Source organism: Candidatus Methylomirabilota bacterium, from assembly GCA_036005065.1.
Taxonomy (GTDB): domain Bacteria; phylum Methylomirabilota; class Methylomirabilia; order Rokubacteriales; family DASRDR01; genus DASYQW01.
In genome coordinates this window covers 1-16,361 of the sequence record DASYQW010000162.1, presented here as the reverse complement: position 1 = coordinate 16,361, position 16,361 = coordinate 1, and the positions used below count along the sequence as shown (strand labels likewise).

14 protein-coding genes are annotated in these 16,361 nt (G+C 69.6%); 2 read left to right on the top strand and 12 right to left on the bottom strand.

The genetic code is table 11. From position 1 onward, the window contains the following. Positions 1-21: 21 nt before the first annotated feature. The 3 genes from VGW35_11750 to glyA all read right to left on the bottom strand — a co-directional run bounded on the left by VGW35_11750 (position 22) and on the right by glyA (position 4,646). Positions 22-1,368, bottom strand: a complete 1,347-nt coding sequence (locus tag VGW35_11750; protein HEV8308331.1) for a CoA transferase — start codon at positions 1,366-1,368, stop codon at positions 22-24. After that, entirely contained in the window at positions 1,368-2,771 is a 1,404-nt protein-coding gene (locus VGW35_11745; GenBank protein ID HEV8308330.1) for a CoA transferase, read from the bottom strand. Before VGW35_11745 ends, VGW35_11750 begins: the two co-directional genes overlap by 1 nt. 546 nt (positions 2,772-3,317) lie before the next feature. Next, positions 3,318-4,646, bottom strand: coding sequence for a serine hydroxymethyltransferase (gene glyA, locus VGW35_11740; GenBank protein HEV8308329.1), 1,329 nt, complete (start codon positions 4,644-4,646; stop codon positions 3,318-3,320). A gap of 240 nt (positions 4,647-4,886) precedes the next feature. On the opposite strand from glyA, the gene VGW35_11735 reads away from it, so the two are divergent. Together VGW35_11735 and VGW35_11730 are read left to right on the top strand one after the other, a co-directional pair. Continuing rightward, positions 4,887-5,012 carry a hypothetical protein gene (locus tag VGW35_11735; GenBank protein HEV8308328.1) on the top strand — a complete coding sequence of 42 codons (126 nt, stop codon included), beginning with the start codon at positions 4,887-4,889 and terminating at the stop codon, positions 5,010-5,012. 18 nt (positions 5,013-5,030) lie between these two features. Next, positions 5,031-6,512 (top strand): glycine--tRNA ligase, encoded by a 1,482-nt coding sequence (locus tag VGW35_11730; protein ID HEV8308327.1) that lies wholly within the window; start codon positions 5,031-5,033, stop codon positions 6,510-6,512. A gap of 127 nt (positions 6,513-6,639) precedes the next feature. Here VGW35_11730 and gcvPB read toward each other — a convergent pair whose 3' ends face one another. From gcvPB to VGW35_11685, 9 genes are all read right to left on the bottom strand, one after another. Further along, on the bottom strand, positions 6,640-8,142 hold the full coding sequence (gcvPB, locus tag VGW35_11725) for an aminomethyl-transferring glycine dehydrogenase subunit GcvPB (protein HEV8308326.1): 1,503 nt from the start codon (positions 8,140-8,142) through the stop codon (positions 6,640-6,642). Positions 8,143-8,151: 9 nt separating this feature from the next. Then, on the bottom strand, positions 8,152-9,495 hold the full coding sequence (gcvPA, locus tag VGW35_11720; protein HEV8308325.1) for an aminomethyl-transferring glycine dehydrogenase subunit GcvPA: 1,344 nt from the start codon (positions 9,493-9,495) through the stop codon (positions 8,152-8,154). A gap of 19 nt (positions 9,496-9,514) precedes the next feature. After that, positions 9,515-9,919, bottom strand: a complete 405-nt coding sequence (gene gcvH / locus VGW35_11715; protein ID HEV8308324.1) for a glycine cleavage system protein GcvH — start codon at positions 9,917-9,919, stop codon at positions 9,515-9,517. Positions 9,920-9,936: 17 nt separating this feature from the next. Next, entirely contained in the window at positions 9,937-11,055 is a 1,119-nt protein-coding gene (gene gcvT / locus VGW35_11710; GenBank protein HEV8308323.1) for a glycine cleavage system aminomethyltransferase GcvT, read from the bottom strand. Between the two features lie 281 nt (positions 11,056-11,336). Beyond that, positions 11,337-12,164, bottom strand: coding sequence for an NrfD/PsrC family molybdoenzyme membrane anchor subunit (gene nrfD, locus VGW35_11705; GenBank protein HEV8308322.1), 828 nt, complete (start codon positions 12,162-12,164; stop codon positions 11,337-11,339). After that, positions 12,149-12,925 carry a 4Fe-4S dicluster domain-containing protein gene (locus tag VGW35_11700; GenBank protein HEV8308321.1) on the bottom strand — a complete coding sequence of 259 codons (777 nt, stop codon included), beginning with the start codon at positions 12,923-12,925 and terminating at the stop codon, positions 12,149-12,151. The genes nrfD and VGW35_11700 overlap by 16 nt, the downstream gene beginning before the upstream one ends. A 33-nt stretch (positions 12,926-12,958) precedes the next feature. Next, positions 12,959-15,184 (bottom strand): molybdopterin-dependent oxidoreductase, encoded by a 2,226-nt coding sequence (locus VGW35_11695; protein ID HEV8308320.1) that lies wholly within the window; start codon positions 15,182-15,184, stop codon positions 12,959-12,961. A 12-nt stretch (positions 15,185-15,196) separates the two neighbouring features. Beyond that, complete coding sequence (locus tag VGW35_11690; protein HEV8308319.1) at positions 15,197-15,655, bottom strand: hypothetical protein; 459 nt, start codon at positions 15,653-15,655, stop codon at positions 15,197-15,199. 152 nt (positions 15,656-15,807) lie between these two features. Then, positions 15,808-16,029 carry a hypothetical protein gene (locus tag VGW35_11685; protein ID HEV8308318.1) on the bottom strand — a complete coding sequence of 74 codons (222 nt, stop codon included), beginning with the start codon at positions 16,027-16,029 and terminating at the stop codon, positions 15,808-15,810. Between the last annotated feature and the right edge of the window lie 332 nt (positions 16,030-16,361).

The window sequence follows — 16,361 nt, the reverse complement described above, 5'->3', positions numbered from 1 at the left end:
CTTTCCCGTCAGGGCCGGGCGTCAAATGATCGCGTCCGCCTCGAGCTCCGCGATCTTCGTCTTGGAGAAGCCGCAGAGCTTGCCGAGGATGTACTCGTTGTCCGCCCCCACCGGCTTGAGCGCCCACTTGTGGCGGGGCGGGGACTCCGAGAGGTGGAAGGCAGGGCCCTGGCTCTGGACCTCGCCGAACGTGGGATCGTCCAGCCATTCCAGCTCCCCGCGGAGGTGGAAGTGCTCCTGGTTCGACACCTCCTTCGAGTTCCAGACCGGCTGGTTGTTGATCCCTTCTTTGGTCAGGATATCACGGGCCTGCTCCTTGGTCTTGTCCTTGGCCCACGCCTCGATCGCGGGGTAGATCTCGTACTGGCTCTCGGCCTTCACCCGCTCGTCGTGGGTCTTGTACTTCGTCGCTAGGTCGTCCCGCTTGATGAGCCGCATCAGCTTGGCGAAGTCGGCGTCCGTATACGCGCTGACCAGGATGTACCCCTCCTCCATCTCCTGCGGGTTCTTGGAGTCGGGATACGACGACTTACCGCACTTGACGATCCCGTGGACGCAAAGCAGCGTGTCCCAGTTCCCCCAGCGCTGCGCCACCAGGCCGTACCGGCCGAAGAGGGCGATGCAGTCGGAGAGGTGCCGCTGGGCGCCTTGCACCTGGGAGTATTCCATGAAGTTCCCCAGGCCCGAGACGTTGTCCCGCCAGTACATGCAGGCCAGGACCTGGAAGGCCCCCATCATGCCGCCCCAGTAGTCCATGATCCAGATGGTCTGCTTGGCCGGGAGGCCGCCCTTGTCGAGCGGCCAGCCGGTGACCGAGAAGCAGCCGCCCTGGGCCTGACCCAGGATGTCGTAGCTCGCGCGCTTCCGCCCGGGCCCCCAGCCCCCGAAGCCCCCCAGCCACTGGTAGATGAGCCGGGGATTGATCTCGCTGAGCTGCCGGTAGCCGATCCCCCACCGGTCGAAGGTCCCGGCCCGGTAGTTCTCCACGACGCCGTCGCACTTGGACGCCAGCATCTTGACGATGGCCTGGCCTTCCGGCTTGTGGAAATCGACCGAGAGGAAGTACTCGTTGTGGTTGGCCCCGTAGAAGCCGAGCCCGGTCCCCATCTCCGGCATCTGCTTGGACAGCGGATAGAGCTTGGGCTCGTTGAAGGGGGTGGTGTGGCGCATCGGCTCGCCCCGGCGGGGCAGCTCGATCTTGATCACCTCGGCCCCCAGCTCGGCCAGATAGTTCGCACAGGAGGGCCCGAGGATGTATTGGGTACAGCTGAGGAAGCGCGTCCCCTTCAACGGCTCCGGCTTCGAGAAGAGCTTCTTCGGATCGAAGACGTCGCGACAGAACTCTTCGAAGCTCAGGGTCTCAGCCATCAGATCACCCCTTTCTGCTTGAGCCCGTCCATGTCCGCCTTGGTGAAGCCCAGGAGCCGGCGATACACACCCTCGTTGTCATACGCCGTCGGCCGGCCGATCCACTTCACCCGGCCCGGAGTCCGCTGGCCGAGGAAGGCCGAGGCCCCGATCAGGACCCTGCCGTAAAAGACGTCATCGATGACCTCCAGGTGCCCCCGGTACTTGTAGTGCGGAAACTCGGAGACCTCATCGAGGAAGGACACGCCGCCCGAGGCCACCTCTTCGGCCTGGAGCTTGGTCTCCGCCTCCGAGCGGGTGTTGTCCTTCATCCACTCGCAGAGCGACGTGTAGGTCTCCACCTGCGCGTAATGGGGCAGCCGGTTGGTCACTTCCTTCATCTTGGGGTCTTCGACGATGTGCTCCTCGACCTCCGGGCGATCCTTCCCGGCCGTCCGCCAGATCCGGTACCAGAGCCGGTCGTGGCCGCCCCCCACCATGATCTGGCCGTCCTTGCAGGGATTCACGGCGTAGATGCAGATGGCCAGGTCCCAGTTGCCGTAGCGGGGCCGGATGCTGCCGTCGATCCCATACCAGCCCCAGTTGTAGTCCAGGATCCGGATGACCCCGGCGGCGCCGGTGGCCTCGACGAACTGACCCCGCCCCGAGACCTTGTCCCGGTAGTTGAGGGCCGTCATGATCCCGATGGCCGCGCCGGTGCCCCCGACCTGATCGCACATCCACCAGCCGGACCGGGTGGGGGTGCCGCCGAAGGCCACCGGCGCGCCGGTCCCGTGGACGAAGCCGCAGGCGGCCTGCGCGGTGGGATCGAGGTTGCCCGGCTTGTCCTTCAGGGGCCCCCACTGGCCGAGCTGACCGACCCAGCAGTAGACCAGACGGGGATTGATCTGGGAGAGCTGCCGATAGCCGATCCCCCACTCGTCCCACTGGCCGGGGGGCGCGTTCTCGATGATGACATCGGCGTGGGTGGCGAGCTTCTTCAGGATCTCACGCCCCTCGGGCTTGGTCAGGTCCAGGGTGACGGACTCTTTGCTGCGGGCCTCGGCCAGGAACCGGGCCCCGACCTCCTCACCGCTGACGGAATCCTTGAACATGTACTCTTTCCGGCCGAAGGGGGTCAGCTTGCGGAGGGGATCCCCGCCGGGCGGCTCGACCATGATGACTTCGGCCCCCAGCTCGGCGAAGAGCGACGAGCACCAGTGGCCGATGATCATCTGGCTGGTGCAGTCCAGCACCCGGATGGTGTCGAGCGCCTCGGGCTTCTCGAAGTTCTTGCTCTGGCGGAGATTGTCCTCGAGCCACAAGGCGTACTCCTTCGCCTTGTCGCTCTCCCCTTTGTAGACGTCCTCCGGGGTCGGCGTCGGAACGGCGGGCCAATTTAACACCGGATAGCTCTTCGACATGCTGACCTCCTTGTCACTGGAGCCGTTGAAGCGCCAGGCGACACGTCCTCGCCCTTGTCTTGGCCTCCTTCTTCAAACCATGCGAACCGGGAGACTGGCCTCGGGCAGCGCTGGGAGCCAGGTGCCTCAGGCCACGGGAGGGGATCGATCTCGTTAGCTCTCCCCGCCTCCTTGGCCGGTCACGCGCGCCGCGCGACCAGCTGTCATGACACCGATGGTGGGGTGGGGTCCCGATCCGTGAGCCAGGTGCGTTACCGCATATCACGTCCGGCAAAAACCTGTCAAGCCCCTTCTCGTCGCGTTCAGCCTTTTGCCGAGCGGTACCGCCGATCGAGACGACCCGCCCGGCACGAGGAGGCCCGGAGGATCGGGCCCGGCACGGAACGCCGGCCATCCGCCGGGAGTGTCGATTTCCCGTTCAACCGCACAGGGTTACAGGCCGTTCCGCCCGCACCCGAGGGCGGGCGACGGCGAGACACACCGTTCGGCTTGGCGGAGCCGCGCTTCCTCGGATGGTTGGTCGGGCTGTCGCTGAGGCCAACCTCTTCAGGCCGTGCCAGGAACCGGGAACTTCAGGCAGAAGCTCCGGACGTCCTCCCGCATGGCGGCCAACCGAGCGTTCTTCTCGATCGCGCGACGGAACGCTTCGAGGCGGGCGGTCCGTTCCTCCCGTCCTTCGGGAAGCTGAAACTCGCGAAGCTCGTCCACCACCGCGGCGATCCACGCCGCGATCCGATCCATCTCGGGCTCCCGCATGCCCCGAGTCGTCGCCGCGGGAGTCCCCAGCCTGACGCCCGACGGATAGAACGCCGACGATGGCTCGCCGGGGATCGTGTTCTTGTTCACCGTGATCCCGACGCGGTCCAGGGCCTCCTGCAGGAAGACGCCGCGGCCCGGGCCGCCCGCGGTGAGATCGATCAGCATCATGTGGTTGTCGGTCCCACCGGTCACGAGCCGGACGCCCCGGCGGAGAAGTCCCTCGGCCAGAGCCTTGGCGTTGGCGACGACCTGATGGCCGTACTCCCGAAACGAGGGCTGGGCGGCTTCGCTCAGCGCCACCGCGATGGCCGCTGTCGTGTGGTCGTGGGGGCCACCCTGCAGCCCCGGGAAGATTGCCCGGTCGATCCGGTCGGCCAGCTCGGGATCCTTCTTCAGTCCCTTCTGCGTGGCCATGATCATAGCGCCGCGCGGGCCGCGCAGCGTCTTGTGGGTCGTGGTGGTGACCACGTGCGCGTACGGCACCGGGCTCTTGTGAGCCTCGGCGATGACCAGCCCCGCGATGTGCGCGATGTCGGCGGCGAAGAAGGCGCCGACCTCGTCGGCCACCTCCGCGAACCTCTCGAAGGGGAATTCCCGGACGTATGCCGTGGCCCCGCACCAGATGAGCCGGGGCCGGTGCTCACGGGCCAACCGCCAGACGTCCTCGAAATCGATGTAGCCGTCCTTCTTCACGTGATAGGGGATGCTGCGGTAGTACGTGCCGGTGACGCTCACCTTCCACCCGTGGGTGAGATGTCCGCCGTCGGGCAGGTTCTGCCCCATGATGGGATCGCCGGGCTGGCAGGTGGCCACGTAGACGGCCAGGTTCGCGGGACTCCCGGAGTACGGCTGCACGTTGGCGTGGGGCACGCCAAAGAGCGCCTTGGCCCGTTCCTGCGCCAGCCGCTCGACGTCATCGACGTTCTCGTTGCCGCCGTAGTAGCGCCGCCCGGGGTATCCCTCGGAGTATTTGTTCGTGAAGACGCTGCCCATCGCCTCCAGGACCGCCTCCGAGACGTAGTTCTCCGAAGGGATGAGTTCCATGCCCTCGCGCTGCCGCTCCCGTTCCCGCCGGAGGATGCCGAAGACCTCGGGGTCCGACTCACGGAGTGCCATAGTCGCCCGTCCCTCCATTGTCGCCTCTACGCCACGCGCCAGAGTATGCCGGATTGGCCCCGGCGGCCGGGCAAGCGCAGCGGACCGATCCTCGCGTCGCCGAGGCCGACCCGATCGGCCTCGCCAAGAACGCCGCAGCCGGCCCCCTCCCGTCGCACCGCCGAACATCCCGAGGTAAGGAGGTTGGTCGAACGTGTCCACGAACCGAGAGCATGGGACACGGTGCCTCCGAGGAGGACCGTGAAGGCAGTCTATGCGGATGCCGGGGAGGCCGTCAAGGCCTTGCCTGCGCCGTTCAGGCGGCTCCGGCCGCGGTCGCCGGAGGGCCGCGACGCCGCCGTGGCCGCCGACGGGAGCCTGTGCTAGCCTCATGACATGGTCGAGATGGACACCCTCGTCTCGCTCTCCAAGCGTCGCGGCTTCGTCTACCAGTCCAGCGAGATCTACGGAGGGACCGGGTCGTGCTGGGACTATGGGCCGCTTGGCGTCGAGTTGAAGCGGAACATCAAAGAGCTGTGGTGGCGCGACACCGTCCTCCGCCGCCGCGACATGGCGGGGCTCGACGCGGCGATCCTGATGCACCCCCGCGTGTGGAAGGCGAGCGGGCACCTGGACCACTTCACCGACCCCATGGTGGATTGCCGGGCGTGCAAGCGGCGCTTCCGCGCCGACAAGCTCGACGAGCAGCCGTGGGTCCACTACTGCCCGGCCAAGACGGACAACAGGTTCGAGGTGCCGGCGAGAGAGCCCTGCAAGCACTGCGGCACCCGGCGGACACTGTGCCCCGAATGCGGCAAGGGCGAGCTGACGCCGCCCCGGCAGTTCAACCTCATGTTCAAGACGTTCATGGGGCCGGTCGAGGAGGATGCCGCCGTCACCTACCTCCGGCCGGAGACCGCCCAGGGGATCTTCGTGAACTTCGACAACGTGCTCCAGGCGGTGCGGCGGAAGCTGCCGTTCGGGATCGCGCAGATCGGCAAGAGTTTCCGGAACGAGATCACCCCGGGGAACTTCATCTTCCGCACGCGCGAGTTCGAGCAGATGGAGATCGAGTTCTTCGTGAACCCGCACGACACCGTGGGAGGGCAACCAGCCGACGAGTACTGGCACGAGCGGTGGATCGAGGAGCGCTTCGGCTGGTACCAGCGGTACGGCATCCGGGCCGAGAACCTGCGGATCCGCGAGCACGGCAAAGACGAGCTATCCCACTACGCCAAGCGCACGGTGGACATCGAGTACCAGTTCGCCATCGGCTGGAGCGAGCTCGAGGGGATCGCCAACCGGACCGACTTCGACCTCAAGCAGCACGCCGCCGTCAGCGGTAAGACGCTCACGTATTTCGACGAAGAGCGGAAGGCTCACGTCGTTCCCTACGTGATCGAGCCCTCGGCCGGCGTGGACCGGAGCCTCCTGGCGTTCCTGACCGACGCCTACCGGACCGAAGAGGTCCGCGGCGAAAGGCGGGTCGTCCTCCGGTTCCACCCCGAGGTGGCGCCGGTCAAAATCGCCGTCCTTCCCCTCCTCAGGAAGCGGGAGGATATCGTCGCCCGCGCCTGGGAGCTCCGCGACCGGCTTGCCCAGCGTTGGGTCACGGTATACGACGACACGGCCGCCATCGGGCGGCTGTACCGGCGCCAGGACGAAGTGGGCACACCGTACTGCGTCACCGTGGACGTCCAGACGGTCGGGGATCCGACCAAGGGCGAGGTGGGGGACGAGCGGGTGACCGTTCGGGACCGCGACTCGATGGGCCAGATCCGCGTTCCGATCGCGGAGCTCGAGAGCGTGTGCGCGGCGCTCCTCACGGGCACCGCGTGGACGAGCATCGCTGAGCGGTACCCGAGCCAGCCGAGCGCCAGCGGCTAGTTGCTCGGGGGGGTCTCGGAAGACCCCCCGATGCCCCCCTTCGGTTGCGGCGGCACAGCCGCCGCTCGGAGCGCTGCCCGACGGGGCGCGCGCTCGGGGCGAGCTCCCGAGTTACTCCGACAGGGTCCTAGGGCCCGGCCCGTCCGGCCGGCGGTACCCCCACCGGCCCGGAGGTCCCCGCTCTCCAGCGGAGGTTCGGCTGGCGGGCGGCCAGCGTCTGGTCGAGGCGGTTGACCGGCGTCGTGACCGGCGCCGCGTGGACCGTCTCGGGGGCCGTCTCCGCCTCGTGGGCGATCTGGATCATCGCGTCGCAGAACTGGTCGAGCGTCTCCTTCGCCTCCGTCTCGGTGGGCTCGATCATCAGCGCTTCCTCGACGATCATCGGGAAGTAGATCGAGGGGGCGTAGAAGCCGAGATCGAGGAGCCGCTTGGCGATGTCGGTCGCCACCACCCCCTGCCGCTTCTGCCGCCGGGCCGAGAAGACCACTTCGTGCATGCAGTGCCCGGCGTACGGGAGGTCGTAGTGCGGGGCGAGGCGGGCCTTCACGTAGTTCGCATTGACGATCGCGTTGTCGGAGACGGCCCGCAGCCCGTCGGGGCCCATCGTGCGGATGTAGGTGTAGGCGCGGACCAGCATGCCGAAGTTGCCCCAGAACGACTGGAGCTTCCCGATCGACTTCGGCCGCTTCCAGTCGAGGCGATAGCGTTCCCCGTCGCGGCTCGGGACGGGGACCGGAAGAAACGGCTTCAAGTGCTCTTTGATTCCGACCGGGCCGGCACCGGGGCCCCCGCCGCCGTGGGGCGTCGTGAACGTCTTGTGGAGGTTCATGTGGACGACGTCGAAACCGAGGTCGCCCGGCCGGGTGATGCCGAGGAGCGCGTTCAGATTGGCGCCGTCCATGTACACCTGGGCGCCCTTGGCGTGGCAGATCCCGGTGATCTCGAGGATCTTCGACTCGAACAGCCCGAGCGTGTTCGGCACCGTGATCATGAACGCCGCCACGTCCTCGTCGAGGTTCCGCTCGAGGTCGAGGAGGTCGACCTCGCCGTGGGCGTCGGACTTGAGCTGGATCGTCTGATAGCCGGCGATCGTCGTGGACGCCGGGTTCGTCCCGTGGGCCGAGTCGGGCACGAGCACCTTCTTCCGCGGGCTGCCCTCGCGGTCGAGGTGGAAGGCCCGGATCATCAGCACCCCGGCCAGCTCGCCCTGGGCCCCGGCGGCCGGCTGGAGCGACGCCGCGTCCATCCCCACCACCTCGGCCAGCATCTCGCCGAGCCGGACCATCAGCTCGAGCGCCCCCGCCATCGCCTCGTCGGGCGTCAGCGGGTGAAGGCGCGCAAAGCCGGGCAGCCGCGCCATGTCCTCGTTGACCTTCGGGTTGTACTTCATGGTGCAGGAGCCGAGCGGGTAGAAGTGGGTGTCGACCCCGTAGTTCATGCGGGACAGCCGCGTGTAGTGGCGGACCGCGTCGAACTCGCTGACCTCGGGGAGGGCGGGCGGGGTCGTCCGCAGATGCTCGGCCGGCAGCAGGCGGGCGGGGTCGGCTTCGGGCACGTCGGCATCCGGGAGCGAGAAGCCGACCCGCCCGGGCACCGACAGCTCGAAGATGAGCTTGTCGTACTCGTTCATGGTGTCCCTCTATGCCAGCGCCGCGCCGAGCGCCTCGACGTAGGCGTCGATCTCCGCGCGCGTGCGGTTCTCGGTCACGGCCACCAGCAGGCAGTCGCGGAGCGTCCGGTCGAAGTGGCCCAGCGCCACCCCGCCCAGGATCTTCCGCTTCCGCAGCGCCCGCAGGACGCGATCCGGCGCTTTTGGCAGACGCAGAGCGAACTCCTTGAAGAAGGGCGCGCCGAAGCGGCGGCTGACCGCCGGCACCCGCCCGAGCGCGTCCGCCGCATAGTGGGCCTTCGCGGTCGAGAGGCTCGCCACCTTCCGGAGCCCCTCCTTGCCCATGAGCGCCAGGTAGATCGTGGCGCCGAGGGCGACCAGCGCGACGTTGGTACAGATGTTGGACGTCGCCTTCTCCCGCCGGATGTGCTGCTCCCGCGTCTGGAGCGTGAGGACGAACCCGCGGCGGCCCTGCCTGTCGACCGTCTGGCCGACCAGCCGCCCCGGCATCCGGCGGACCAGTGCCGCGCGGCAGGCGAAGAGCCCGAGGTACGGGCCCCCGCCCGTCACCGGATTGCCGAGTCCCTGCCCCTCCCCGACGACGATGTCGGCCCCCGCCTCGCCGGGAGGTCGCAGGACCCCGAGGGCGATCGGATCGACCGAGACCACGAAGAGGGCCCCGCGGTCGTGGGCGATCCGCGCTGCCGCGTCCAGATCCTCCAGGCAGCCGAAGAAGTTCGGGTACTGGACCATGACCGCCGCCGTCTTGCCCGTCACCGCCTTGCGGAGGGCGTCGAGGTCGGTGACGCCCTCGGCCCACGGCACCGTCTTGAGCGGCAGCCGCGGGCCTGCGCAATAAGTCGCCACCACCCGGCGGGCCAGGGGCGAGACCGCGCCCGACACGACCACCTGCTCGCGCTCGGTCACCCCGTGGGCCATCAGCGCGGCCTCGGCCAGCGCCGAACCGCCGTCGTAGACCGAAGCGTTGGTCACGTCCATCCCGGTCAGCTCGCAGATCATCGTCTGGTACTCGTAGATCGACCGCAGCGTGCCCTGGCTGGCCTCGGGCTGATACGGCGTGTAGGCGGTGAAAAACTCGGAGCGAAGCAGCATGTGGTTGATCATGCTGGGGACGTAGTGGTCGTAGGCGCCGCCGCCCAGGAACGAGACGTAGCCCCCGCCGTCGGCATTCTGGCCGGCGAGCGCCCGGACGTGGGCGACGAGGTCCCCCTCCGCCAGGGCCGCCGGGATCCCCAGCTCCCGGCCCAGCCGGGCCTTCGACGGGATGCGCTCGAGCAGCGCCTCGACGTCGGAGGCCCCGATCGTCCGCAGCATCTCCGTCCGCTGGGCCGCGGTGTTCGCGATATAGCGCATCGTCTCGCCGTGGCGCAATTTAGTGTCCTCCGGGACCCCCGGCCGTCTGGAGGTACTTCTCGTACTCGGCGGCGCTCATGAGCGCGTCCAGCTCCTTGCCGTCCGCGTTGGCGATGATGATCATCCAACCGCCGCCGTACGGGTCCTGGTTCACCTGCTCCGGATGCTCGGTCAGGCTCGAGTTCACCTCGACCACCTCACCGGAGAGCGGGGCGAAAAGGTCGGAGACCGCCTTGACCGACTCGACGACCCCGAAGGTCTGCATCTGGCGGACCCGCGTCCCGACCTTCGGCAGCTCCACGAAGACCACGTCCCCGAGCTGGTCCTGGGCGTAGTGCGTGATCCCCACGCGGGCGCGGGCCCCCTCCACCCGCGCCCACTCGTGCTCGCGGGTGTAGCGGAGATCCGCCGGATACGTCGCCATGCCGCGCCTTCCTCTCCTTACGCCTTCTTCACCTTCGGCGGGTAGAAGGGCGTCTTCACCACCCGCGCCTGCTGCGGGCGCCCCCGCACTTCGACCTCGAGCAGGCTTCCGACCGCGCTCAGCGTCACCGGCACGTACCCCAGGCCGATGTAGTGGTCCACCGCCGGCCCGTAGGAGCCCGAGGTCACCTGGCCCACCGCGGCGCCCTCCTTCAGGAGCCGGTACCCGTGCCGCGCCACCGCCCGGTCCACCATCTCGAAGCCGACCAGGCGGCGCGTCGGGCCGGCCGCCTTGACCCGCTCGATCGCCGGCCTGCCGAAGAAATCGGGCTTGGCCAGCTTGACGACCCAGCCGAGGCCGGCCTCCAGCGGGTTGGTGGTCTGATCGATGTCGTTCCCGTAGAGCGCGTACTTCATCTCGAGCCGCAGCGTGTCTCGCGCCCCGAGCCCGATCGGCGCCACCCCGTCCGGCTTGCCCTCGGCGAGGAGCGCGTCCCAGACCCGCTCGGCGCTCGACGCCGCCAGGTACAGCTCGAAGCCGTCCTCCCCCGTGTAGCCCGTCCGCGAGACGATGCTCGGCGCTCCGGCCACCCGCCCGCGCGAAAAGTGGTAGTAGCGGATCGCCGTGACGTCGATGTCGGCGAGCCGACCGACCAGCGCCTCGGCCCTCGGCCCCTGGACCGCGATCAGGCCCGTCTCGGCGCTGACGTTCGTTGCCTCCACTCGCCCGTCGAGATGCTCGGTCACCCATCCCCAGTCCTTCTCGATGTTGGCGGCGTTGACCGTCATCATGTAATGGTCCGGGGCGAGGCGGTAGAGGGTCAGGTCGTCGACGATGCCGCCGTCCTCGTAGCAGAGGAGCGAGTACTGGACCTGGCCGACCTCGAGCGTGGAGACGTCGTTCGTCGTCAGGCGCTGGAGCGCGCGCTCGGCGTCGGGGCCCCGGAACTCGAACTCGCCCATGTGGCTCACGTCGAAGCAGCCGACCGCGCTCCGGACGGTCCGGTGCTCCTCGACGATGCCGGTGTACTGCACCGGCATGTCCCACCCCCCGAACCCGATCATCCGTGCCCCGCGACGCACGTGCGCCGCGTGCAACGGCGTGCGCTTGAGGGCAGCGGCCTCAGGCTCAGCCATATCGGGGCGCTCCTCTTCGTGTCCAGCCCAGGTTTCGGCGGCGGGTCCGCAGCTCGGCGCGCGGCAGCCCGGTCCCGGCTGGACGCGACGAGCGTGCGCCATTATCCCCTCGGCCATGGGAATTTTCAACCCGGTCCCGCCCTTGGGAATGTCCCGAGTCGAATCGCCGGGACGCCGGGGACGCCGAGTCGTACTTTCCGCCCTTCGAGGGACAGGTAAAGCGGCAAGTTTTCGAGGTCCAGCGCACTCGGGTTCGCCGTCGGCCTCCTAGTCACCCCGGATCAGGGCCGAGCGACGGTCGACGAGGGCTCCGGGGTCACCCCCCGTGCCGGCGCAGCCAGTCCCTCCACCGGGCCGCGCAGGAGCGCCCACCGCAGCGCCACGCCGCCGGCCAGCGCGAGCACCGCGCAGGAACGCAGATCCACGCCCGCGACGATGCCGAGCGCGGGGCCGAGTCCGCCCGCCCCGGCGCCTCCCAGCCACCACAGACCCGCGTGCGTCCCCTTGAGGACCGAGCGCTCGGCCCCGGCACCGAGCCACACCCCGACGACCCCGGCCGCCTGCAGAAGCCCCGCGGCGACGATGACCGGCGCGAGCCGCGGTGAGCGCGCATCCACGAGCGCGATGGCGCTCGCGCCGAGCACGACGCCGGCGACCAGGAGCAGGGGCCCCAGGAGCCGTCCGCGCCGCCAGAACGGGACGGCGGTCGCCGAGAGCAAGAGGCCCTTGTAGGCGAGCACGGCCGGCGCGAGCGCGAGGAGTGCCCACGCCGTCCAGCGCTGCGAGGGTCCGAGAAGCGCCACGAAGGCGACGACCGCGTAGGCCGAGACGAGGTAGACACCCCACGACATGGGCGAGGTGGCGTTGAACGCCATCATCATGTGGTGGAAACGGCGCGGCCGGCCGAGGTCGTGCACCAGGATCCCGAGCGCGAGAGCGATGGAGGGAAAGCCCAGAAGCGTCGCCGGCTGCCAGACGCGGGAGTCTCCGGCGAACAGATGCGCCGCGGCCCCGACCCACAGGGCGCCGGCGCTCAGGGCGCTCAGCGTGAAGTCGGCCACGATCTCGCGGCCCCAGGGCGGGCCGGGAGTGCCTACCCGGTAGGCCATGCGACGAACCAGGCGGCCAGGGCGGCGACGAGGCCGGCGGCACACGCGCCCGAGAGCAGCATGTCCTTCAGGAGGTGGGCAGCCGGCCGCTCCGGATTCGCCGGAAGTCCGAAGATCTCAGGCGCGTCGGTGAGGACGAACAGCGCGTGCAGCCCGCCGAGACGCGCGCCGCCCAGGCGGTGGTCGCCGTAGACGCGCGCCCCGGCTTCTCCGCGCGCGCGCAACGCGGTCACGCGCTTCTCGGCGCGGCCGCGGAGCGTCTCGAGCTCGCCCACGACGATCGCGTCGGTCGGGCAGGCTTTGGCGCAGGCCGGCTCCATCCCGTGTCCGAGCCGATCCACGCAGAAGGTGCACTTGTGGGCGCCGCCGTCCCGTTCCGAGCGCCCCACCACGCCGAACGGGCAGGCGGCCACGCAGTAGCCGCAGCCGTTGCACACGTCGTCGCGCACGAGCACCGTGCCGAACTCGGTCCGCACGATGGCGTGGGTGGGGCAGGCCTCCAGGCAGCCGGCGACCTCGCAGTGCTTGCAGACGTCGGACAGGAATTGCCACTTTCCCTGGCGCGACGCCGGATCGAACGACTCCACGAAGGCGACGTGACGCCAGTTGTCGCCCGAAAGCCGCATCGTGTTGTCGTACGACTGGCCGCTGAGCCACGCAGCCTCGGGAGCGCCAGGCAGCGCGTTCCACTGCTTGCAGGCCACCTGGCAGGCCTTGCAGCCGATGCAGAGCGTGACGTCAGTGAGGAAGCCGACCGTCATGGACGGAGCCGAGCAGGTGCCCAGGCGCGGCGGTCACGCCTTCCGGACGTCGCACACGAACGCCTTGGTCTCCTGGATGGACACGTTCGGGTCGGCCACCATGGCCGACAGGTCGTTCACCACATCGCCCCGCACGAGGCCCTTGTACCCGAAGTGCCAGGGCAGCCCCACGGCGTGCACGGTGCGCGCTCCGAGCCGGAACGGCCGCAGGCGCAGCGTGACGAGCGCCTTCGCGCGCACCTCGCCGCGCGGCGTCGCGACGACGACGCGGTCGCCGTTGCGGATGCCGCGCTCCTCGGCGAGCTCTGGTGAGATCTCGCAGAAGAGCTCCGGCATGAGCTCGGCGAGCCATGGCAGCCAGCGCGTCATGACGCCCGTGAGGTGGTGCTCCGTGAGGCGGTAGGTCGTGAGCACGAACGGCCACCTCGGGTCGGCCGGCTCGGCCAGCGGGTTGCCGTGCGGGGCGAACCGGCGGTAGCGCGGATTCTCGCGCGTCGCCTCGAGCACGTTGTCCCGGACCGGCGATTCGACCGGCTCGTAATGGCGCGGCAGCGGGCCGTCGGCCAGTCCGGGCGCGAAGAGCTGCGCCACGCCGTCCTCCAGCATCACGAACGGGTGCTCGGCGCTGCCGTCCGGGACCTCGCCCCTCCACGCCTTGCGCTCGCTCCACGGCTGTCCACTCTCCGGGTCCACTGACGCGCGGTTGTAGAGCATGCGCCGGTTCATGGGCCACGACCACGCCCAACCGGCGTCTTCAGGGCCGCCGGCCGACCGCGCGGCCGCCCGCAGCCTGTCCGGGGCCGGGAAGATGCCCGCGTGGATCCACGACCCGCAGGCGGTCGAGCCGTCGCCCGCGAGATCGGCGGGGGCCTCCAGGCCCGAGCCGTCGGCGACGCGAAAGCCGTTGATCTCGCGGAGCACCGCCCGCGCGTCGGGCTCGCCGCGGGCGTCCTCCGGGTACTCCCAGCGGAGATGCGGGACGACGTCGCGCAGGCGGCGGGCGAGCTGGTGGACGAACCACAGCTCCGAGCGCGCGTCGCCCGGCGGCTCGACGGCCTTCTCGTGCCACTGCACGAGCCGCATCGTGTTCGTGAGGGAGCCGGCCTTCTCCGCCGCCATGGCCGCGGGCATCAGGAACACCTCGGTGGCGCACTCCTCGGGCGTCCCGCCGCCCTCCTCTTTCCAGACCGCGGCGGTCTCCAGCTCGTAATAGTCCCGGATGACGAGCCACTCGAGCTTCCGCAGCGCGCCCCGGGCGAAGGCGGCGTTGGGCGCGCCCGCGGCCGGGTTCTGGCCGATGACGAGGCAGCCCTTCACCTCCCCCGCGTCCATGGCCTCCAGGATCGCCTGGAAGGAGCGGTCGCGGTCCGACTTGGGCAGGAGGTCGTAGGCGTCCGGGCGGCCGTACCAGGCGGTGAGGAGCGAGGCGAGGTAGCGCGGCAGGCCGCTCCACAGCCCCGCGCGCTTGGTCTCCCGCGCAAGATAGGCCGCCTGGGTCGCGTGCTCGGGCGCCTCCCGCGGCGCCGGGAGGTAGCCCGGAAGCACATGGTAGAGGGAGGCGAGGTCCGTCGCGCCCTGGATGTTGGCGTGACCGCGCAGCGCCAGGATGCCGCCGCCGGGGCGGCCGACGTTGCCGAGCAGAAGCTGCAGGATGGCCGCTGCCCGGATGTTCTGAACACCGTAGGTATGCTGCGTCCAGCCCACCGCGTAGCAGATGCACGCCGTGCGCTCGCGGCCGCTCGCGCGTACGAGCGCCTCGGCCACGCGCAGGAAGTCGGCGACCGGTGTCCCGCACACCTCGCTCACGCGCTCGGGCGTGTAGCCCGCGTAGTGGCGGCGCAGCACCGAGAGCACGCTCTCGGGGTGGTCCACCCCCACCCGCACCGGCCGGCCGTCGGGGCCGCGCTCGAGCTGCTGGCCGTCCTGGCGGACCATGAAGCCCGCGTTCGTGTATGCCTCGACGTACTCCCGGAAGAGCCCGCGCTCCAGCACGTACCGGATGAGCCCGCCCAGGAAGGCGATGTCGGTGCCCGGCCGGATGGGCGCGTAGAACGACGCGCAGGCGCTCGTGCGGGTGAAGCGGGGATCCACGTGGATGACCTCGGCGCCGCGCTCCCGCGCCATCATGACGAAGCGGAAGGCCACCGGGTGCGCCTCGGCCATGTTGGAGCCCATGATCAGGATGGCGTCGGCGTTGACGAGGTCCTGCATGTAGGTGGTCGCCCCACCGCGTCCCAGCGAGGCGCCCAGACCGGGCACCGTGGAGCTGTGTCAGACCCGGGCCTGGTTCTCGATCCCGACGAGTCCCAGGCCGCGCATGAGCTTCACGAGAAGGTAGTTCTCCTCGTTGTCGAAGACCGCGCCCCCGATCGACGCGATGGCCGTCGTGCGGTGGACCGGCATCCCCCCCGACTCGCGCACGAAGGTGCGCTCGCGCGTCTCGCGCACGAGCCGGGCGATGCGGTCCATGGCCCAGTCGAGCGGGCGTTCCTCCCACGCGCGGGCCCGCGGCGGGCGGTACAGGAGCTTCGTCAGGCGGTTCGGGTTCACCGCCAGCTGGAAGGCGGCGGCCCCCTTGGGGCAGACGGTGCCCTCGTTGATGGGCGAAGCCGGGTCGCCCTCGATGTTGAGGATGCGGCCGTCCCGGACGTGGACGAGTAGGCCGCACCCCACCGCGCAGTAGGGGCACACCGACGGAACCGTCCGCGCGCCGTCCAGCTTGAAGGGCACGGACAGATGATACCGCACCTTGTGGGAGAGGGAACCCCGAGGTCGCGATCACTCCTGGCCGGGCTCGTGGAACGACGACGTGGACGAGGGTCTGGAAGGCGCCGCTGGCCGGCGAGCGCCCTCGCCGGCCAGCCACCGAGGTTCAGGATGGCTCAGACGCCCGGGGGATGCATGTCTCCGCGGCGCCACCGGTCGGCAGAGGCGTGGTAATCGCTGAACCGCAGGTACGCCCCGATCATGGCCCACAGCGCAAGCGTCATCGCGCCGAGCGCGATGCCGAGGTACGCCGTGGACGGCATTCGAGGCGTATAACGCTCGACGGTCTCCGTGAGACGCTCCGGAATCATCTGTCCGGCCTGACGTGCGACGTCCATTCGACACCTCCTTCCTTCAGGATCACGCCAAGCAGGTGCAAACCCAATGCCGGCCGCGAGCCGGTGTGCGCATCAATCGGAGACGATGATCCGACCGTGTCCCCCGGAAGACGAGCCGTCGGGCAGTGAGCAGGGCCCAGGCGCTCAGCGGGCGGAGGCCCACCGGGGCGCGCGGGCTGCAGGCGCTCTCCTGGGCTGGCCGGTGTTATGCTGTCTGGCGTGGCCGTCGCTTTCAGGGATGAATCGGCGTTGGACTTCGCCCGGGTCCTGAACACCCTCGCTGGATTCTTCCAGCGCGAGGGCTTCGCTTACGCCGTGATCGGGGCGTTCGG

Coding starts and splice junctions, on each gene's coding strand:
- VGW35_11700 (HEV8308321.1), bottom strand. CDS start 12,925: ATGACGGTCGGCTTCCTCACTGACGTCACGCTCTGCATCGGCTGCAAG.
- gcvT (HEV8308323.1), bottom strand. CDS start 11,055: ATGGCTGAGCCTGAGGCCGCTGCCCTCAAGCGCACGCCGTTGCACGCG.
- VGW35_11685 (HEV8308318.1), bottom strand. CDS start 16,029: ATGGACGTCGCACGTCAGGCCGGACAGATGATTCCGGAGCGTCTCACG.
- VGW35_11745 (HEV8308330.1), bottom strand. CDS start 2,771: ATGTCGAAGAGCTATCCGGTGTTAAATTGGCCCGCCGTTCCGACGCCG.
- gcvH (HEV8308324.1), bottom strand. CDS start 9,919: ATGGCGACGTATCCGGCGGATCTCCGCTACACCCGCGAGCACGAGTGG.
- gcvPA (HEV8308325.1), bottom strand. CDS start 9,495: ATGCGCTATATCGCGAACACCGCGGCCCAGCGGACGGAGATGCTGCGG.
- nrfD (HEV8308322.1), bottom strand. CDS start 12,164: ATGGCCTACCGGGTAGGCACTCCCGGCCCGCCCTGGGGCCGCGAGATC.
- VGW35_11730 (HEV8308327.1), top strand. CDS start 5,031: ATGGACACCCTCGTCTCGCTCTCCAAGCGTCGCGGCTTCGTCTACCAG.
- gcvPB (HEV8308326.1), bottom strand. CDS start 8,142: ATGAACGAGTACGACAAGCTCATCTTCGAGCTGTCGGTGCCCGGGCGG.
- glyA (HEV8308329.1), bottom strand. CDS start 4,646: ATGGCACTCCGTGAGTCGGACCCCGAGGTCTTCGGCATCCTCCGGCGG.
- VGW35_11750 (HEV8308331.1), bottom strand. CDS start 1,368: ATGGCTGAGACCCTGAGCTTCGAAGAGTTCTGTCGCGACGTCTTCGAT.